The following is a 19,728-nucleotide window of genomic DNA, read 5'->3' as shown; positions in this document are numbered from 1 at the left end:
ACATCAGCAACCTCCAGCCGAAAGCATCGCACCGCATGGAAATCATCATCCTTCCCACCCCTGACGACGTAGCCCGCACGGCCGCGGACGCCATCGAGGAACAGGTCCGGCGCGGCCCGTCCGTCCTGGGGCTGGCCACCGGCTCCACTCCCCTGGGAACATACCAGGAACTCATCCGCCGGCACCGGAACGGCGGGCTGAGCTTCGCTGCAGCGCAGGCCTTCCTGCTGGACGAGTACGTAGGCCTGCCGCCCGGCCATCCGCAGTCCTACCATTCGGTCATCAGGGAGGAATTCACGGCAAGCGTTGATTTCGGCCCCGGCGCAGTGCACGGGCTGGACGGCCTGGCCCCGGACCCCCGGGCGGAAGCTACCGCCTACGAGGCCCGGATCGCGGCCGCGGGAGGGGTGGATATCCAGATCCTCGGCATCGGGACGGATGGCCATGTGGGCTTCAATGAGCCCATGTCCTCGCTGGCCTCCCGCACGCGGATCAAGACGCTCACCCGGCAGACGCGGCAGGACAACGCCCGCTTCTTTGACGCACCGGAGGACGTACCGGAGCACGTGCTGACCCAGGGTCTGGGGACCATTCGGGAGGCCAGGCACCTGCTGCTGCTCGCGATGGGCGGGGCCAAGGCAGATGCTGTGGCTGCCGCCGTCGAAGGTCCCGTCGCGGCGATCTGTCCGGCGTCGGCCCTCCAGCTGCACCCGCACGTATCCGTGCTGGTGGATGAGGCGGCGGCCTCCCGCCTTACCCACCGGGAGTACTACCAGGACACCTTCGGCCGGAAGCCGGCATGGCAGGGACTGTGAGCTCCGGGCGCCTGTCCGTGGCCCGGTCCGTGCCGCAGCTTGAGCTGGCGGTGGAAGATGCCGACGGCGTCCGGCTGGCAGTTTCCGTGGCCGCGGCCCGCGTCGAGCTGTGCGCAGCCCTGGCGGAGACCGGGGGCATCACGCCAAGCATTGGCACCATTGGGCAGGCGTGCGGCCTCGGCCTCCCGGTCCATGTCCTGGTGCGTCCCCGGCCCGGCAACTTTGTCTACGCCACCGACCAGCTCGAAGTGATCGAGCGGGATGCCGTGGCGGCACTGCGCGCAGGGGCTGCGGGCGTGGTGGTTGGCGTGCTTGGCGCCGACGGCGGCCCGGACGTTGCGGCGATGCAGCGCATCGTGGCCACGGCCCGGGCAGTGCGTCCGGACGCGGAAGTGACGTTCCACCGGGCGTTCGACGCGGCCCTGGCGGCCGGCGTGGAGCCGGCCGAGGCCCTCTCCCGGCTGCAGCAGGCTGGCGTGGACCGGGTTCTGACCAGCGGTGGCGGCGCGGACTGCGCCGCGGGGCTGGAGATGCTGGGCAGGATCGTGCAGGAGGGGCGACGGAGTGCCCCTTCGGTCCAGGTCATGGCCGGCGGGGGCGTCACCCTGGCACTGGTACCGTCGCTCCTGGACGCCGGAGTCCATGCCGTGCACACCTCGGCGCGGCTCGGGCAGCTGAAGGCCGGGGATTCCGGGGTCCGGCGCGCCGCTGCGGACCCTGACCTGGCCGCGCGCATGGCTGCCGCCGTGGCTGCGAAGGACATCGATGAACGAAGGACTGTATCTTGATGGGCACTGGACTGGTTCTTCGCGGCCGGATCGTCACCGCGTCGATGGACATCGGGGACGGAGTGGTGGCGGCCGACGGCGGACTGGTCACCTTCGCCGGCCCTGCCCGGGAATTCCCCGGGGAACTGCCGCCGGCGGCACCGGCCGGACAGGTCCTGGTGCCCGGCCTGGTGGATGTGCATTGCCACGGTGCCTGCGGTTCGGATTTCTCCGAAGGTGATCCAGGGGGCGCTGAACGGGCGGCACGCTACCTGCACAGCCGTGGAACCACCACGTTGGTCGCCAGCCTGGTGACGGGAAAGCCCGACGACCTGGTCAGGAACCTTCGGGTGCTGCGGGAGCTGACGGGCCTGGGGCTGATTGCCGGGTCGCACCTGGAAGGTCCCTTCCTTTCGGACCAGCAGTGCGGCGCGCACGATCCCGCCTTGCTCCTGGAACCCGACCAGGAGCTCGTGGCCCGCCTGCTGGCAGCGGCGGGACCAACCCTGGCCTCCATGACCCTGGCGGCCGAACTGCCCGGGGCCGCCGAACTCGTTGGGCAGCTTGCGGCCCGCGGCATCGTCCCCTCCCTCGGCCACACCGCTGCGGACAATACGACGGCGGCTGCGTTCCTGGAGCGGGGGGTGTTGGGCCTGGAATCGGCAGGAAAACCCGGCGGTAAGCGCAGGCCGAGTGTCACCCACCTTTTCAATGCCATGCCCCCGCTGCACCACCGCTCTCCCGGACCGGTCTCGGCGAGCCTCAGCGCGGCCCGGGCAGGAACGGCGGTGGTGGAACTGATAGCCGATGGCGTGCATCTGGCGGCGGAAACCGTGAAGTTGGTGTTCGACCTCGTGGGGCCGCAGAACATCGCCCTGGTGACCGATTCGATGGCGGCGACCGGACTGGAGGACGGACAGTACCGGCTGGGATCCCTCGCCGTCACGGTCAGCGGCGGCGTGGCCCGGGTTGACTCCAGCGGCGCCATTGCCGGGGGAACCAGCACGCTGCTGGATGTCGTGCGCTGCTGCGTGGCTGCGGGGGTTCCACTCCGGGATGCGGTCACTTCCGCTTCGGCTGTCCCGGCATCCTTGCTGGGCCTCTCCGCGCGGACGGGTGACCTGCGCCCTGGAATGCAGGCCGATGTCGTCGTCCTTGACGGGGACCTGAACCTGGCAGCAGTGCTGCGCAGGGGTGAACGGGTCAGCGCGCCGGGTGCAGAAAGCGCCAGCCAATTGGAGCACGAACCCTTTTGAGCGCCGGCCCGCGAGGCTGCCCGGAAGACTCCGCCAGGGAGGTCGAAGATGCGACAAGCCAATTGCATTCAGGGGCTTCGCACTGCACGGTCGAGGACCCGGAAGGACGTTGCTGGGAATTCTCCCGACGGACCGGCTTGTTTCGCCCCAGGAGTGGGGCGCCAAGCTGGCCCCGTGACCAGGTTCCGGCCTCCGGGCACCCCGGGCGCCCCTGAAGCGTAGATTTGTGGGCATGAGGACCTTTCAACTTCGCCGGGAACTTATCGCCGATCGGCTTCTGGATGTCGCCGAATTCACCCACGCGCACTGGTTTTTCGGAAACCTCTATGAGGCATTGGTCAAAGTCCCTGACCGAGTGGCGGCAACGGAGGCCAGCCGTGAACTCTCCCGGGCCCCCTTTGGAACGGGCAGCCCCGGCCGCTACTACGCACCTGTCGCGCCGGTCAATGCACCGGCAGCTATCGGTGCGCTGGTAGCCGGCTGGAACAATCCGCGCAGCAGGGCCGCGCTGTTGGTGGGCGCAGCCAGTTCAGCCGTAGGCGCCGCTGCTACGGTCTACATCCTTCGATACCTGAACACGAGGCTGTTCTTCAGCCCGCAGCCGCTCAGCCAGGACCAACGCCGCCCTCTCCTGGCGCGCTGGTATCGCTTCCATGCAGTCAGGCTGGCCGCCAGCGCCGCGGCCCTCGCAGCGATCCACCACGCCCGCACCATAAGGCTCACCAACCGCTGAAGGTATGCCCCCGAACGTCGCTGACAGGCGCGTCATTTTGCTTGTCTCTGTCCGTACAGCGGAAGCGGGCAGCTGGTCTCCGACCCGGCTTGGCCCCGGCCGGGCGTAAGTCTGATCTTGGTGTCAGCTTCTCCGACTGACCTCCATCAGGCAGGGCGGCTAGACTCAGGCAGGTCGGCGCTGTGCTGCCGCCGTTATCGACAAGGCCGGGGGCCGGTATGACAGCTGTAGTCAATGTTTCTGATGCGCGTGGTGCCGGTTGTTGGAATGATGTGGCAGTCCCGCTGCACACATTGTCCGCATGAAATTGGGAGGGCGCGTGGGCCGACCTGGGAATTGTCTAAAGGTGCTTGTCGTCGACGATGATCCCGGATCCTTACTGGTCGCCCAGGCTGCCGTGGAACAATCCGGGCACGAATGCCTCACCGCTGCCAACGGCGATATCGGGTGGGACCTTTACCAGAGGGGACGCCCGCACGTGGTAGTTACGGACCTGCAGATGCCAGGCATGGATGGGCTTAGTCTCTGCCGCGCCATCCGCGCGGCAGAAGGCGACGCTTATACGTATGTGGTGCTCGTGACCTCCCACGGTTCCCGGGAAGATGTCCTCGCCGGCATGGAGGCTGGAGCCGATGATTATGTCACCAAACCCCTGGATCCTTTCCTCCTGCATACCCGCCTCCTCGCCGCGCAACGAGTGACAGCCTTGCACGCCGACCTCGCTGACGCCTTGGGTGCCGCAACAGCCAGTAATGAGAGGCTGGCTGCCTTCACTGGAAGGGTGAGCCACGACCTCCGCACCCCCTTAACTACAATCCTTGGATACATGGAATTGGCATCCATGGATCCGGCGCCTCATCCAACAGAGAGCTCGGGGTATCTGGAAATAGTGGGATCGAGCGCCCGCAGAATGCTGTCCATGGTTGAGGAACTTCTCGCATTCGCCTCCATCGGTGGTTCTTTGGAGAAGAAGCCGCTATCGCTGACTAAGTTGGTGGAAGACGTCACCGTTGACATAAGCCCCACGTTAGGTGAAGCGGGCGCGGTCCTTGAGTGTGAGGACTTTGTCTTCGATGCTGACGAGGCACAGATGCGCACAGCGCTGCAAAACCTGATTCAAAACGCTGTCGCCTATGCCCGTTCCGGAGTTCCTCCGATGATTCGTGTCCAGGGACAGCGAAACAATGCCGGTGTTGTGGTGCAGGTGGTGGATAACGGTAAGGGGATCACCGCAGGGGACCGCAGCCGTGTGGTGGAGCCGCTCGTGCGTCTGCACCGGGAGGGGGATCCGCCCGGCTCCGGGTTGGGGTTGGCAACGTGTGCCCGCATCGCAGCAGCCCACGGGGGGCATCTGGAGATTTCAGGTGATCAGGGGGAAGGAACGACCGTGAGCCTTTTTCTCGGTGAGCCGGAGACATAGGAGTCTGCATCCGCTGCCAATGGGATAAGCGCTGTTGGCTATGCCTGAACGACAAAGCTCCAAGCACATGACGCGCCCGGTCTGGTCCAGAGCTATATTTTGAGTGTGCGTCTGCGCCCACCTTTCGGGCGGCCCGGGTCTCAGTTCCTGCGGGTGAGAGGCGCTTTATTGGGAGGGCTGCACGTGTCTCAGAACTATCTCCTCGGACCGCGACGGCGAATCGGCGGACGCGGGGCCTCTCTCACTTGGCTCGTTGTATTAGCTGCCGTGCTGCTTGGGGTGCTGGCGCTGTATTTCTCTTGGAACAACGGAACGGCGCAGGCGAGGGTGACGGGTGACTTCCTCATCCTTGCTGCCGCCCTGACGGCCGGTATCAGCTGTAGCCGCGCCGCCCGGCGCGGTGAGAATGCGCAGGCGTGGTCTCTCCTGTCGGTGGCCGCCTTTACGTGGGCTGCTGGCCAGGGGATCTGGACATTCTTCGGTCTCACCAACAACAACCAATACCCGTTTCCCTCCATCGCCGACGCCCTGTTCCTCGCGTACTCCGTACCTGCCGCCGCCGCGCTGTTCAGCTTCAAGCGGCCCGACAGGACCACCAAGGTGGGCTGGTTCAGGGCAGCTCTTGACGCTTCGGTGATCGCGGGCTCGGTCCTGGCGATCAGCTGGTACACGGCACTCGGGCCGGCATTAAGCTCTGACGGCGACTTCCTGACCGTGCTCGTCAGCGCGGCCTATCCCGTTGTAGACGTTGTCATGACATCACTGGTGCTGGTCCTCGCCATGCGCCGGCAGCCGGGAGAACGCCTCCCCTGGCTATGTTTCGGCAGCGGACTGCTCGCCCTGACCATCACGGACAGCACTTACATCAGACTCACCTTCGATGGCGTCACGGGCGTCACAGGCTCGCCACTGGCACTGGGGTGGATCGGCGCCTTCCTCCTGATTGCGCTTGCACCAATGGTCCCTTACGCACAAAAGCCGCAGCCCGAGCGAAAGGCATTCGCGCTGGCCCTGGAACTGCTCCCCTACGCCCCCATCCTGGTGGCCCTGGTTGTCGTTGCCGGGCCGCATGTCCAGGAACTAGGTACCTTCCTGCTGGTGGTGGCCAGGACGACGGTGGTCCTCATCCTGATCCGCCAGGTGTTGATCGTCGTTCAGAACATCACTCTGACCACCGGCCTGGAACAGGAAGTAGCCGCCCGGACCGCGGATCTGGAGGGTTTGGGCGCGATTGTGAATTCCTCCACGGATGCCATCATGAGCACCACCTCCGAGGGCATCATCACGAGCTGGAATCCGGGAGCAGAGCGGCAGTACGGCTACCCTGCCGCGGAGGCCATCGGCCGCGACATACGAATCCTTCTACCCCAGGGGGGTTCCGACGGGACCGAGGAGACGCTCCAGCGGCTCCGGGAAAGCCTTGACGCGATGAACTTTGAAACCGAACACGTACGGAAGGACGGGACGGTCATTCCGGTGTCAGTGACGGTCTCGCCGATCCAAAAAGACGGGAACCTGCGTGGGATCGCCGTCATCGCACGCGACATCACTCTCCCCCGGGCGGCCGAAAACGAGTTGAAGGCAGCGAGGACAGCCGCGCTGGAAGCAAGCAGGCTCAAGTCCGAATTCCTGGCGACCATGAGCCATGAAATCCGTACGCCGATGAATGGCGTTGTCGGACTGACTGCACTTCTGCTCGACACCCCCCTGGATGAAACACAGAAGCAATACGCCGAAGGGGTTAAAGGGGCCGGCGAGGCACTGCTGGCCTTGATCAATGACATCCTGGATTTTTCCAAACTCGAGGCAGGCAAAGTTGAACTGGACCTGCGTCCCTTCGATCCCCGGCTCCTGGTGGAGGAAGTCGCGGGCCTGCTGGCAGAACCGGCACAAGCCAAGCGGTTGGAGCTGATTGCCTACTGCGAGCCTGACCTTCCCAGCCGACTGGTCGGAGATTCAGGCCGGATCCGGCAGATCCTGTTGAATCTGGCGTCCAATGCTGTGAAGTTCACGGCCGCAGGAGAAGTGGCCATCCGGATAAAGACCGAAACGCGGGATGCCACGCCCGAATCAACTGCCATGGTCTGCTTCGAAGTCCGGGACACAGGAATCGGCATCGAACCGACACAGCACGCACGCTTGTTCGAATCATTTTCCCAGGCCGACGCTTCGACCACCCGCCGTTATGGGGGCACCGGCCTGGGACTGGCAATTTGCAACCGCTTGACCGCTGCGATGACCGGTGAGATCGGAATGAGAAGCGTGCCCGGTGAGGGCAGCACCTTCTGGTTCCGTATTCCGTTGCCCGTGGCACCGCCGTCCACCGATCCCCTGCCGACCGCCGATTTCCTCACCGGCATGCGTGCACTGGTGGTGGACGACAACGCCACCAACCGGCTGGTACTGGAGTCGCAGCTGCGTAGCTGGCGGCTGAAACCTGACGCCGTACCGGACGCCAGGACGGCCCTGGCCCGCACCCGCGAAGCGGCACAGCGGGGAGAACCCTACGACCTTGCGGTCCTGGATCTGTGCATGCCTGGAACCAACGGTCTGGAATTGGCCCGGGCCATCAAAGCTGATCCGGTCCTGGCCAGCATTGAACTGATCATGCTGACCTCGACCATGCAGGTCAAGGGTTCAGAAATTCTCGACGCAGGGGTGCGGGAATGGCTGATGAAACCAGTCCGCAGCTCCGAGTTCTACAACCGCCTGATCCGCTTGATGTCCACCAGTGCCCGACGCCCCCCAGCGGAGAGGCTCACGGCCATGACCAACGCGGCATTGCGTGAGCGGGCCGCCTCCGGCTCCTCCAACCGGGGGCTCGCCCGCGGCCGCCTCCTCGTCGTCGAAGACAATGAAGTCAACCAGCTTGTGGCCCGATCAACTGTTGCGAAGCTGGGCTTCGCGGTGGACGTGGTCGCCGACGGCGCCGAAGCAGTGGCCTCCGTCGGAAAGATGCAGTATGACGCCGTCCTGATGGACTGCCATATGCCGGTGATGGACGGGTTCGAGGCTACCGGGATTATCCGGCGCCGGGAGGACGGGAACAAGCGGCTACCGATCATCGCCATGACTGCCGGCGCCCTTGACGGGGACCGGGAACGCTGCCTCGCGGCCGGCATGGACGATTACCTCGCCAAACCGGTCGACCCCGCTGAACTCGAAGCAGTCCTGGCCAGGTGGGTTCCCGATCAGGCCACGCGCTTCCTGCCGGGGCAGCCGCTGGCCGTCACCGGTGGTCAGCCGTCGACGACGAGCGGGCATCCCAGGCAGGTGCTCGACGGAAACCGGTTGGCCATTCTTCGGGACCTCGGACCTGCGGACGGAATGGGCCTATTGCCCGCGGCGGCAGAAGCTTTCCGGAAGGATGTACTTGAGCGGATTGCCTCTCTGCATCAAGCGGTCAACGACGATGACGGTCCGGCCCTGGCCCGCACGGCCCACGCACTGAGGGGCGCCGCCGCCAATATCGGCGCCACCACCGCTGCAGCCCTGTGCGGCGAGATTGAAGCTCTTGGCTCGACCGGAGAACCCGGCGGAGCCCTGCAACTTCTGAGCCGCCTCGAAGCGGAACTTGCGGACGTGAATATCGAACTTCTTCAGGTCCTGGACGGTGCACCGTGATCGTCCTGGTGGCAGATGACGATCCGGGCTCGCTCCTGGTAGCCAAGGCAACCGTCGACCGTTCCGGCTATGACTGCCTTACAGCGAAAGACGGCGACGAAGCGTGGGCCATCTTTCTGGAGCACCGGCCGGATGTGGTAGTCACGGACTGGATGATGCCAGGGCTGGACGGGCTTGCCCTGTGTCGCGCCATTCGGGCGCAGGCTGCGGACCTGTACACCTACATAGTGCTGCTGACCTCGCAAGGCTCCCGGGACGACGTCCTTGCCGGGCTTGAGGCCGGCGCGGACGACTACGTCACCAAGCCGCTGGACCCATTTGTCCTGCACACCCGATTACTGGTGGCAAAGCGGGTCACCACACTGCACGCCGACCTGGCCCACTACCGGAAGATGCTCTTACAGCAAGCGCGAACCGATCCCCTGACCGGCCTGAGCAACAGGCTCAAGCTCACCGAAGACCTTACACAACTGCACGCCCGCAGCCAACGGTACGAGGAGGGATACTGCCTTGCCATGTGCGACGTCGACAACTTCAAAAGCTACAACGACATCTACGGACACCCGGCAGGCGACCAAGCTCTACAGGCAGTGGCGGCCGCCCTCGCGACCGTGGCACGCAGCAGCGACGGGGTCTACCGGTACGGCGGCGAGGAATTCCTCCTCGTCCTGCCAAGACAGTCAAAACAGGGAGCCAAAGACATGCTGAAACGGGCGCTTCACGCCGTCCAAGCCTTAAAGATCCCCCATACCGGGGACCCCACCGGCCACCTGACACTCAGCGCAGGTATTTCAGCCTTCACTCCCGGGCATCACGTTGACGCCGCGATCGTCCTGGGTGAAGCCGACACGGCCCTCTACACCGCCAAGGCATCCGGCCGAAACCGGGTGGGCCTGGCACCGTGAATTGCCTTTGCGTCACGAGGCAAGCTCGGGCCGCCATCACCTGATTTCCTGACTACCAGGGCTGACAGCTGCCGCATGGACCACCGCCGAAATGCACTCACGCTTCAAGGCATGATCGCAGTTGCCGATCGACGGCCGGAAGATGCAGCAGACCTCCTCACCCAGGAGCTCAGCATCGCCCGCGAGCATGCGTACCGCGGGTTTGGTGACGAAACGTACCGCGCAGGTTCCCTCCGTCATCTCGCAGCGAGCCCAACTACGCGACGCGCGCTGGAGATCGCCGGCCACCCTTCGACGCAATCCCCGCCGAAAGATTCCTCGATCCACTGCGCGTCACGCAGGCTTTTACCGACGGGCGGAGGGAGGAGTCATCCGCCGGACGTCAGCGCACCACTTTGCGGTGTCCGGCGTCCAGCCGCTGGGTCCATCCCCGCGAATCGAGGTGCTCCAGGAGTGGTACGGCGATCCGGCGCGTTGTTCCGAGGGCCTGGCGCGCCTCGCTGGTGGTGAAGGGCTGTTCCAGGCCGGCGAGGGTGCGCATGGCAAGGGCTGGCGCCGTAGGCAGCAGCACCACGCCGTCACGCAGGCGCAGCAGGCGGCCGGTGCGCTCGGCGGCGGCCAGCTCCCGGGCGCCCAGGCCCAGGGCGGCGAGCTCCTCGGATTCCGGGGCCTGGAACGCATGTGCCGTGAGCCTGCGCTCCAGCTCGGCAATTGCCGGTTCGACGGGGCCAAGGCCCCGGCTGCCGGGCAGCCGGATGTGGCCGGCCTCCTGTTTGAGGCCTGCCGCGCTGATGATGTGGGCAAGCAGCCTCTCGTCGGGCAGGCGAAGCAGGTCGCGGGCTGCCCCCATGGACAGGCCGGGCGCCAACGGGTCGCGGTCCTGCAGCTCCTGGACTGAGTTGCGGAGCTGCTGCTGCCAAGCCTCAAGGACCGGAGCGTGCACCCACCAGTCATCGATGACCTCCACGCCAGGCGGCACGTGGGGCTGGTGGCCGGACAGCAGGCCCAGCCGCCGCAAATGCTCCAGCTGCACTGCTTTGCGGGCTGCCACCTCCCCCAGCACGTCCCCGGCCGGGTCCATGCCGGCAAGCCGTTCTGCCCAGTGGGCGCCGTCGCCGCGCCGCCGCAAGGCGGGTGGGTCGGCGTCGAGGATGCGGGCCCCGCCCAGCACGGAGCGGCTGCCGGGGTTACGCAGCACCAGCCGGTCCCCCGGGACGAGGGGCAGGTGCCTGTCGAGGACCAGCCGGGCGTGGTCGGCGCCGAAAGGTCGCAGCCGGCCAGGCACGGACGCGGTGCCGGCATGGACCATGAGCTGTTCCGGCACCTCCGTGTAGGCGACGCCGGTGGTCCGCTGGATGCCCAGGACGGCGGTGGTAGGCCAGGCATCGGGGGTCAGCAGGGTGTCCCCGCGCCGGATGTCCGTGGCGGCAACGTCACGCAGGTTCAAGGCCACCCGGCTGACGGGGGACACCGAGGTGTACGAGGTGTCGCGGCTTTGCAGTCCACGGACGACGACGGACCGGGAAGCCGAGTGGCCCAGCAGGGTAAGCCGGTCCCCCTGGACGACCGTTCCTGCTGCCAGCGTTCCAGTCACCACCGTTCCGGAACCGGTGATCGTGAACGAGCGGTCCACCCACAGCCGGACCCGCCCATCGGTGGGTGGATGCGGCACACCGGCCAGGACGCCGTCGAGCGCTGCACGCAGGTCAGCCAGGCCCGTGCCGTCGATGGCGGACACGGCAACTGCCGGCGCGTCGCGCAGTCCGGTCCCGGCCAGCTCCACCCGGGTCCGGGCCAGCACGTCCGCCACCCGTTGGCCGGACGCCCGGTCCGCGCGGCTGAGGACCACCACGCCGTGATCGATGCCCAGCGCCGCCACGGCGTCCCGGTGGTCGCTCGACTGGGCCTGCCAGCCTTCGTCAGCGGCGACGACGAAACAGACCACCGGAGCCGGCCCGATGCCGGCAAGCATATTGCCCAGGAAACGCTCGTGGCCGGGGACGTCCACGAACGCAACGTCCTGTCCGGACGGCAACGTGGTCCAGGCGTAACCGAGGTCGATGGTGAGCCCGCGGCGCCGTTCTTCCTCCCACCGGTCCGGCTCCATGCCGGTAAGGGCGCGGACCAGGGTGCTCTTGCCGGAATCCACATGTCCGGCCGTGGCGACGACGTGCACGCCTCAGCCCGCCCTGCCTGCATCCGCAGACTTGAGGGTTGCCAGCGCCTGCCGGACGGCCTCGAGAATCCGGTCATCCTGGTCTGCCGGCACGCAGCGCAGATCGAGCAGGCAGGAACCGTCGTGGACGCGCGGCAGCACGGCGGGATCGCCGGTACGCAGGGGCCGGGCCAGTCCTTCGGGGAGCCTGAGCGCCCACCCGGGCAGGGGAAAGCCGGGAGCGCCTCCGCCGCCCACCCTGCCGTCATGCGGTACGACGGGTACGCCCAGTTCCCGGGCCAGCCGGTCCGTGCGGCGCCGCAAGTCCCCGGCGTCGGCGTGCAGCGCCTGCACGACCGGCGGCGTTCCGCCCGCGACGGTCGCCTCCAGGGCGGCGAGGGCAAGTTTGTCGGCCCGCACGGCCCGCGCAAGCGGGTGGCGGGCCAGCCGGGTGATGACCTCCCTGCCGCCCAGCAACAGGCCGGCCTGGGGCCCGCCCAGCAGTTTGTCGCCGCTGGCAATGACGACGTCGGCCCCGGCCGCCAGGGCGGTGGCAACGTCAGGTTCGTCAGGGAGGTGTGGGTCGGGGGCCAGCAGTCCGCTGCCAAGGTCGGCCACGAGCGACACCCCGTGTGCATGGGCCAGGGGGGCCAGTTCCTGCAGCGGAACAGCGGACGTGAAACCGTCCACCCGGAAGTTGCTCGGATGGACTTTCAGGATGCAGCCGGTATCGGGTCCGAGGGCTCCGGCGTAGTCGTGCAGGTGGGTCCGGTTGGTGGTCCCCACCTCGTGGAGCCTCGCACCCGTCGATTCCATGAGGTCGGTGAGCCTGAAGCCGGCACCGATCTCCACGAGTTCGCCGCGGCTGACCACCACCTCCCGGCCAATGGCCAGAGCCGTTGTGGCCAGGAGCAGGGCCGCCGCTCCGTTGTTGACCACCAGGGCGTCCTCAGCCGCGGGGCAGGCGGCGAGCAGTGCCGCCCGGGCACCGGCGCCCCGCCGGGAGCGGTTTCCGTCAGCCAGGTCGAGTTCCACGTCGACGTAGCCGCTGGCGGCGACAACAGCGTCAACCGCGGCAGCGGAAAGGGGCGCCCGCCCGAGGTTCGTGTGGACGATCACGCCGGTGGCGTTCAACACCGGGCGCAGGGTGGTTGCCCTCCGCCCGGCGATGGCCGCCAGCAGGACCGGCTCCACCTCTCCGGGAGGCAGGTCGCCGCGCCGGGCCTGCTCCTGGATGTCCCGGACCAGCCCCAGGACCACACGCTCATTCAGCCGTGTCCGGGCTTCGCGGACGGGCGGCAATGCCAGGAGGTCGTTCGTGCGGGGAATCAGGCGCCGGGGATCGACGTGGTCCACAGGCCTCCTCAGATCGCGGCATCCACTGCCGAAAGTTGGCGGTGGCGGACGGGAATCGAACCCGCCAGGCCGAGATGCTCAGCCGCACCGGTTTTGAAGACCGGGGGGCCCACCAGGACCCGGACGCCACCGCGGATCAATATAGCAGGTCGCGTGCCGGGGGTACGCTAGGCGGGTGAATGAGGCACAGACGTCAGTCCAGCAACTTGACCGTGGCGCCGTCGGCGCGGTCCGGCTCACCGACTATGCCCATGGAGGAGGCTGCGCCTGCAAGATTCCGCCTGGCGAACTCGAGGATGCCGTCCGGGGCCTCATCGGCCAGCCGGGCGCAGAGGTGCTGGTTGGGCTGGACAGCGGCGACGACGCGGCAGCCGTCCTGGTGCGGGAGGACCTGGCGGTTCTGACGACCGCCGATTTCTTCACTCCGGTCGTCAACGATGCCTTTGACTGGGGCCGGATCGCTGCCGCCAATGCGCTCTCGGATATTTACGCCATGGGCGGCAGGCCGGTCACGGCCATCAACCTGGTTGGCTGGCCCCGCGGCGTCCTGCCGATGGAGCTGATGACGGAGGTCCTGCGCGGCGGGCTGAGCGTGGCGTCGGAGGCCGGTTGCCCCGTGCTCGGCGGCCACTCCATCGACGATCCGGAGCCGAAGTACGGCATGGCGGTCACGGGGGTCGCGCACCCGGAACGGTTGCTGCGCAACGATGCCGCCCGGCCGGGGTTGCCCATCACGCTCACCAAGCCGATCGGCGTCGGGCTTCTGAACAACCGGCACAAGACAACCGGCGAGGTTTTCGCCGAGGCGATCGAGACCATGGCGGGCCTGAACCGCGATGCCTCCGACGCAGCAGTGGCCGCCGGGGTCCGGGCAGCTACTGACGTCACCGGTTTCGGCCTGCTGGGGCATCTCTACAAAATGGTCCGCGCCTCGGACGTCGGCGCAGTGATCGACCTGAACGCTGTACCGGTGATTGACGGAGCTGCCGAGGCGCTCCGCGACGGCTTTGTCTCCGGCGGCACGCGGCGGAACCTCGACTGGGTGCGCCCACACCTTGATACCTCGTCCGGCGTCACCGAAGACGACCTGTTGCTGCTGGCGGACGCCCAGACTTCCGGCGGCCTGCTGGTGGTCGGCGAGCTGCCCGGGTACCCCGTCATTGGCCACACCATTGCCGGCTCCGGCATCGCGGTCCGCTGACGCCTGACTGGCCGGTCAGCTGCCGGTGGTGATGGCGTCGCCGGTTACGCCGGCAGCGCGGCGGGCGGCCAGCCGGTTCTTCTGCGGTTCGATCGTGTACCGGGGATCCCTGGCAGACTCCAGTCCCGCCTCGAACACACCGAACCGGGTCAGTGCCGAAGCAGCCAGCAAAGCCACCCCCGAAGCCGCAGCCACGACGCGGTTGCGGCCGCCCAGGAGCGTGCCCAGACCGCCGGCCACCGCCAGCCGTTCGCTCCATTTCAGCATGGTGCCGGCCTTGCCCTGGTGCAGGGGTTCGGCTGCCACCGGGTCCATCCGGCGCTCCATGGTTTTCATGGCAAGCACGTCGCCCACGACGCCGAGCACGGCAAGGTTGCGTGCCGGACCGGTTTCGCGCACCGGCGTGGTGACCATGGCGAGCCCGGCGGAGGCGAGGCATGCCGAACTCACGAAGACGAAAGGCAGTTCCTCGTGTGCGGCGTTCCAGGTGGGCGTGGCAGTGTCGCCCAGCAACACCGCGGTGTATGCCGCCAGGGGTCCGGCAAAGAGCGCAGCCTCGACGCCGGCCGGTCCTTCGACGGCCTGCAGCACCTTGCGCAGGGGGCCAAGGGGCAGCCGGTTTCCGCTCATCCGGTCGATTTCCGCCACTGCCGCGACGCCGGCACCTGCGCTGAAGGCGCTGAGGATCCAGGAGCCCACGCTCATCGGCGAGGTCACCTTGAAGGTCCGCAGCATGTGCAGGAAACGCTCCGGCCTCCCCAGGTCCTTCACCAGGGCAACGGCGCCGGCGCTCACGGCAGTCAAGGCACCCAGTCGGGCATTCCGCCGCAGTAGCGGACGGCCGGTCAGCTGCCCGCCGAGGCCCAGCAATGCCGAGCCCGCTGCCACGCCGCCCAAGAACAGGTAGATGGCAACGTCATCGCCCCAGGGCGCGGGCTTTACGACGGAGCGGCCATAGTAGGAGGTGAAGTCCGGCTCCGGGACCATCGGCATTTCCCGGGAACCATCGCCGTTGTCCTTGCGCCGCCGCACGCCACGGTTGCCGTCCGGCCTGCGGCGCCGGGCAGGCTCCGCCGGCCGGAAGCTGTCGAATTCGGAAAGGGTCACGCCCGTCCTCCCAGGAAAGCCAGTGCTGCGGCCGCGGCCATCCCCGCCACTGCCATGCCTGCCCGCCGGTACATCCGCGGCAGGTCGGCGGTGGGGACGCGAGGGTCCGGCGGGAGCCCGTACACCTCGGGCTCATCCAGCAGCAGGAAGACGGACCCGGTGCCGCCGACGCCGTCGTTCTCATTGGCCCCGTAAAGCCTTGCTTCGGTCATACCCTGCGCATGCAGGGTGGCGACGCGCTCCCGTGCCGTTTCCACCATGTCGTCGTGGTCGCCGAACTTGATGGACGTCGTCGGGCAGGCCTTGGCGCAGGCGGGTGTCTCGTCGGCCACCAGCCGGTCGTAGCACAGCGTGCACTTCTGGGCGATGCCTTCATTGGGGACGGCCGGGTGCTTGGCGTGCTGTTCCTCCCTGCTGGTGGCGACCTTGACCGTGCCGTTGCTGCGGCGCTCGATCACCCCGAAGGGGCAACCGGCCACGCAGGTTCCACAGCCGTTGCAGACATCGTCCTGAACCACGACGGTGCCGAATTCGGTGCGGAAAAGGGCCCCCGTCGGGCAGACGTCCAGGCAGCCTGCGTGCGTGCAGTGCTTGCAGACATCCGAGGACATCAGCCACCGGAAGTCAGCCGTGTCCGGAGGCGTGGTGTCCGCTCCTGCCAGGTCCGTCGCGCCGGAGCCGGCAGGGGCGGGAGGGCCAATACGGGGCATGCCCAGGCTGACCAGGGCCCGGCCCGATTCCCGGGCTTCGGCAATGCGTTCCTGGCCTTGCTCGATGAACGCCACATGCCGCCAGGTGCTGGCACCCAGCGATCCGGTGTTGTCGTAGGACGATCCCAGCAACTCAAGGTTTCCGTCCTGCGGGTTGTGGTTCCATTCCTTGCAGGCGACTTCACAGGCCTTGCAGCCGATGCAGATCGACGTGTCGGTAAAGAACCCCTTGCGCGGATGGTTGTGCTCCCAATGGGCATCGGCGGTGGGGTCTGTCGGTCCGGACAACTGGCCCATTTAGTCCTCCCTTGTACGATCGGCATCCGGAGCGGGCATAATGCCTTCCGCCGCCGGATCGGTGACGGCACTGTTACCGGTCGCGGTGGTCAGTCCTGCCCTCGCCTGGTATTCGGCGACCAAAGCCAGCAGTTCTTGCCCGCGGGGCCGGCGGCCCGGACGGATGTCGCATGACGCCACCTTGGATTCCTGGATCTGGACGTTGGGGTCCAGGGTCACGCCCAGCAGGTCGTTGGCGGCGTCCCCACTGACCACGGCATTGCTGCCGACTCCCCAGTGGTAGGGCAGCCCGATTTGGTGAACGGTGTGGCCGCCAACGGCCAGGGGCCTCATCCGGTCCGTGACCAGCACCTTCGCCTCGATCGCGGAGCGGGGCGAGATGATGGTGGCCCACCCATAGGGTTCCAGGCCCTTCTCGGCGGCCAGTTCAGGCGAGACCTCGCAGAACATCTCCGGCTGGAGTTCCGAAAGGTAAGGAAGCCAGCGGCTCATCCCGCCCGCCGTATGGTGCTCGGTGAGCCGATATGTGGTGAAGACGTATGGGTATACGTCCGCCCCGCTGGTTCCGGCACTTGGCGCGCTGAAGTTGTCCGAGCGCGGGAAGACCAGCCGCGCCGGACTCTGCTGCTGCGGGTACAGCGCGTTCGCCACCGGTGATTCCTGCGCTTCATAGTGGGTGGGAAGGGGGCCGTCCATCAGGCCCTTCGGCGCGAACAACCAGCCCTTTCCGTCGGCCTGCATGATGAAGGGATCGTCGCCGCTGAGCGCGGCTGGACCACCGACGGAGGGGTCCGGCTTGCTGCCAGGTGCCCGGTCCACGGGGAAGTCGGGCACGTCGTCACCGACCCACTTACCCTGCTCCTGGTCCCACCAGATGTACTTCTTGCGCTCGCTCCACGGCTTGCCGGCCGGATCGGCGGACGCACGGTTGTAGAGGATCCTGCGGTTGGCCGGCCATGCCCAGCCCCATTCCGGGGCGGCAGGACCCTGTTCGCGGCCCGGCTTACGGCTGGCGGCGTGGTTGAACCCGTCGGCGTACACGCCGGTGTAGATCCAGCAGCCGGCCGCCGTGGATCCATCGGCGCGGAGCTCGGTGTAGGCCGAGAGTGGCTTGCCGGCGTCAGGGCCGTCAAGGTGGCGTCCGTTGATTTCCGCAAGTACCGCTTCGGCGTCAGGATCGCCGTGCTCATCCGTGGGGTAGTCCCAGGTGAGGTCGAGCAACGGACGGTCCCGCTCGTCTTCGGACCCGGCCAGCTTCTCGCGGATCCGCTTGCCCAGCTCGAAGAAGAACTGCAGCTCGCTTTGGCACTCCCCCGGCGGCGCCACCGCCTGGTGCCGCCACTGCAGCAGCCGCTGGGTCTGCGTGAAGGAGCCGGCCTTCTCGACGTGCGTCGCCGCGGGCAGGAAGAACACCTCGGTTTCAATGTCCTCCGTGCGCAGTTCACCGGACTCGATTTCAGGCCCGTCCTTCCACCAGGTGGCGGACTCGATAAGGTTCAGGTCGCGGACCACGAGCCACTTCAAATGGGACATGGCAAGGCGCTGCATCCGCCCGTGGGCGGAACCCACCGCAGGGTTCTGTCCAAGGATGAAGTAGCCTTCCACTTCATCCTCGAGCATGCCCATCACTGTCTCGTAGGTTCCGTGGGCTCCGGTCAGTCGCGGAAGGTAGTCGTAAGCCCAGTCGTTGTCCGCCGTTGCGGCGTCACCCCACCAGGCCTTAAGGAGGCTGATGGTGTAGGCGTCTGCGTCGGCCCAAAAACCCTTCTGCTGTTTCGAGCCAATGACTGACAGGTACTCCTCGAGGCTGTCATGGCGTCCGGCGCTGGGCATCGGCAGGTACCCGGGCAGGAGGTTGAACAGGGTGGGGATGTCGGTGGAGCCCTGGATGCTGGCGTGGCCGCGCAGGGCCATGATTCCGCCGCCCGGGCGCCCGACGTTTCCGAGGAGCAGCTGCAGGATGGCGGCCGCCCGGATGAACTGCGCTCCGAGGGAGTGCTGGGTCCAACCGACCGCATAGGCGAAACAGGTGGTCCGGTCGCGGCCGGAGTTCTCCGTGATGGTTTGGGCCAGGTACTCGAAGTCGGACACACTGATCCCGCACATGTCCTGCACCATGTCCGCGGTGTACCGGGCGTAGTGCCGCTTCACGATCTGGAAGACAGTCCGAGGGTCCTGGAGGGTGTCGTCGCGCTGCACTTCGGCGTGCTCCAGGGGCGGGCCGCCGCTTCCGTAGGCGTGGCCGGCCGCCCGGGCGGTGGCATCGGCGCCGTGTTCCGAACCGGGGCCCGGCTCGTCGATGGCACCGTCCTCCTTTTCCGCGTACGCCCACGATGACGTGTCGTAGGCGCGCTTCTCCGGGTCAAAGCCGGAGAACAGCCCGCCGAGATCCTCGGCGTCGCGGTAATCCTCGTGGACCAGCGTGGCCGCATTGGTGTACGCCGTGACGTACTCCTTGAACCACAGGTCGTTGGTGAGGACGTAGTTGATGAGAGCACCGAGGAGCACCACATCCGAGCCGGCCCGAATCGGTATGTGCTTGTCCGAGACGGCCGAGGTCCGCGTGAACCTGGGATCCACGTGGATGACCTTGGCGCCGCGTGCTTTAGCTTCCGCCACCCACTGGTATCCAACAGGATGGCACTCGGCCATGTTGGACCCCTGGATGATGATGCAGTCGGCGTTGGCCATGTCCTGCAGTGATTGCGTCGCACCACCGCGTCCAAACGAGGCTCCCAAACTGGGAACCGTGGCGGAGTGTCATATGCGGGCCTGGTTCTCGGTCTGCACCGCCCCTGCAGCCGTAAAGAGCTTCTTGATCAGGTAGTTTTCTTCGTTGTCCAGGGTTGCGCCGCCCAGCGAGGCGATGCCCATGGTGCGGCGCAGCAGCCGGCCCTGGTCATCCTCCTGCTGCCACGTCCGGCGGCGGGTTTCGATGAACCGGTCCGCCACCATTTCGACGGCCGTCGCCAGATCCAGGTGCTCCCACTCCGTGGAGCGCGGGGCACGGTAGAGAACTTTGGTCTGCCTGCCAGGTGAATTGACCAGCTGCTCGCTGGCGGAGCCCTTGGGGCAGAGGCGGCCACGCGAGATAGGTGAGTCGGGATCGCCTTCGATCTGGACAACCTTTTCATCCTTGACGTAGACCTTCTGCCCGCAGCCAACAGCACAGTAGGGGCAGACGCTTTGGACAACCCGGTCAGCAGTCGCGGTGCGGGGTTCAATAGCCCTGGTCTTCGCCGAGGTGACAGCGGGCCCACGGCCCAGCAGATCCCCCGTGCTCAATTGACGGACGACCGGCCATTGAAGAAAACTTCGCGGTGCCATTTCAGGAGCATAACCCGAAGCGGCGCGAAAGCAACAGGACAGCCTTCGCGTGTCT

Annotated in this window: 13 protein-coding genes and 1 tRNA gene; 8 read left to right on the top strand and 6 right to left on the bottom strand. The window is 67.0% G+C overall.

The genetic code is table 11. The features are described 5' to 3' along the window. The first annotated feature begins 35 nt into the window (after positions 1–35). From nagB to RM50_RS02685, 7 genes are all read left to right on the top strand, one after another. Positions 36–815 carry a glucosamine-6-phosphate deaminase gene (gene nagB, locus RM50_RS02715; RefSeq protein ID WP_043449642.1) on the top strand — a complete coding sequence of 260 codons (780 nt, stop codon included), beginning with the start codon at positions 36–38 and terminating at the stop codon, positions 813–815. Continuing rightward, positions 800–1,603 carry a copper homeostasis protein CutC gene (locus RM50_RS02710; RefSeq protein ID WP_052259916.1) on the top strand — a complete coding sequence of 268 codons (804 nt, stop codon included), beginning with the start codon at positions 800–802 and terminating at the stop codon, positions 1,601–1,603. The genes nagB and RM50_RS02710 overlap by 16 nt, the downstream gene beginning before the upstream one ends. Then, entirely contained in the window at positions 1,603–2,838 is a 1,236-nt protein-coding gene (locus RM50_RS02705) for an N-acetylglucosamine-6-phosphate deacetylase (protein WP_052259915.1), read from the top strand. Before RM50_RS02710 ends, RM50_RS02705 begins: the two co-directional genes overlap by 1 nt. A 232-nt stretch (positions 2,839–3,070) precedes the next feature. Continuing rightward, on the top strand, positions 3,071–3,571 hold the full coding sequence (locus tag RM50_RS02700; RefSeq protein WP_052259914.1) for a DUF1772 domain-containing protein: 501 nt from the start codon (positions 3,071–3,073) through the stop codon (positions 3,569–3,571). Positions 3,572–3,872: 301 nt separating this feature from the next. Next, the gene (locus RM50_RS20295) at positions 3,873–4,991 is read left to right on the top strand and encodes an ATP-binding response regulator (RefSeq protein ID WP_082006946.1); all 1,119 of its coding nucleotides are present in this window, start codon (positions 3,873–3,875) and stop codon (positions 4,989–4,991) included. Positions 4,992–5,258: 267 nt separating this feature from the next. Further along, entirely contained in the window at positions 5,259–8,615 is a 3,357-nt protein-coding gene (locus tag RM50_RS02690) for a hybrid sensor histidine kinase/response regulator (protein ID WP_240471842.1), read from the top strand. Further along, a complete protein-coding gene (locus RM50_RS02685; protein ID WP_043449641.1) occupies positions 8,612–9,520 on the top strand; it encodes a GGDEF domain-containing response regulator in 909 nt (302 codons plus the stop codon). Before RM50_RS02690 ends, RM50_RS02685 begins: the two co-directional genes overlap by 4 nt. Positions 9,521–9,902: 382 nt before the next feature. On the opposite strand, the gene selB is transcribed toward RM50_RS02685, so the two are convergent. The 3 genes from selB to RM50_RS02670 all read right to left on the bottom strand — a co-directional run bounded on the left by selB (position 9,903) and on the right by RM50_RS02670 (position 13,162). After that, positions 9,903–11,696, bottom strand: coding sequence for a selenocysteine-specific translation elongation factor (selB, locus tag RM50_RS02680; RefSeq protein ID WP_043449639.1), 1,794 nt, complete (start codon positions 11,694–11,696; stop codon positions 9,903–9,905). Between the two features lie 3 nt (positions 11,697–11,699). Beyond that, a complete protein-coding gene (gene selA, locus RM50_RS02675) occupies positions 11,700–13,031 on the bottom strand; it encodes an L-seryl-tRNA(Sec) selenium transferase (RefSeq protein WP_043449638.1) in 1,332 nt (443 codons plus the stop codon). Positions 13,032–13,067: 36 nt separating this feature from the next. Then, positions 13,068–13,162: transfer RNA gene (locus tag RM50_RS02670), tRNA-Sec, on the bottom strand. Between the two features lie 44 nt (positions 13,163–13,206). Here RM50_RS02670 and selD point away from each other — a divergent pair. Then, positions 13,207–14,232 (top strand): selenide, water dikinase SelD, encoded by a 1,026-nt coding sequence (gene selD, locus RM50_RS02665; RefSeq protein WP_043449636.1) that lies wholly within the window; start codon positions 13,207–13,209, stop codon positions 14,230–14,232. Between the two features lie 15 nt (positions 14,233–14,247). Here selD and nrfD read toward each other — a convergent pair whose 3' ends face one another. The 3 genes from nrfD to fdh are packed head-to-tail and all read right to left on the bottom strand — an operon-like array spanning position 14,248 to position 19,673. Next, a complete protein-coding gene (nrfD, locus tag RM50_RS02660) occupies positions 14,248–15,339 on the bottom strand; it encodes an NrfD/PsrC family molybdoenzyme membrane anchor subunit (protein WP_043449634.1) in 1,092 nt (363 codons plus the stop codon). After that, complete coding sequence (locus RM50_RS02655) at positions 15,336–16,346, bottom strand: 4Fe-4S dicluster domain-containing protein (protein WP_043449632.1); 1,011 nt, start codon at positions 16,344–16,346, stop codon at positions 15,336–15,338. Before RM50_RS02655 ends, nrfD begins: the two co-directional genes overlap by 4 nt. Beyond that, positions 16,347–19,673, bottom strand: coding sequence for a formate dehydrogenase (gene fdh, locus RM50_RS02650; protein WP_240471837.1), 3,327 nt, complete (start codon positions 19,671–19,673; stop codon positions 16,347–16,349). It abuts the gene before it with no gap. Positions 19,674–19,728 lie beyond the last annotated feature (55 nt).

The sequence above is a fragment of the Pseudarthrobacter phenanthrenivorans genome, from assembly GCF_000813845.1.
GTDB lineage: Bacteria > Actinomycetota > Actinomycetes > Actinomycetales > Micrococcaceae > Arthrobacter > Arthrobacter phenanthrenivorans_B.
This window is presented reverse-complemented; position numbering and strand designations above follow the sequence as displayed.

Bases quoted from the DNA above. Each gene is read 5' to 3' on its own strand.
- RM50_RS20295 (WP_082006946.1), top strand. From the start codon at position 3,873: ATGAAATTGGGAGGGCGCGTGGGCCGACCTGGGAATTGTCTAAAGGTG.
- RM50_RS02700 (WP_052259914.1), top strand. From the start codon at position 3,071: ATGAGGACCTTTCAACTTCGCCGGGAACTTATCGCCGATCGGCTTCTG.
- nagB (WP_043449642.1), top strand. From the start codon at position 36: ATGGAAATCATCATCCTTCCCACCCCTGACGACGTAGCCCGCACGGCC.
- RM50_RS02710 (WP_052259916.1), top strand. From the start codon at position 800: ATGGCAGGGACTGTGAGCTCCGGGCGCCTGTCCGTGGCCCGGTCCGTG.
- RM50_RS02705 (WP_052259915.1), top strand. From the start codon at position 1,603: ATGGGCACTGGACTGGTTCTTCGCGGCCGGATCGTCACCGCGTCGATG.
- RM50_RS02655 (WP_043449632.1), bottom strand. From the start codon at position 16,346: ATGGGCCAGTTGTCCGGACCGACAGACCCCACCGCCGATGCCCATTGG.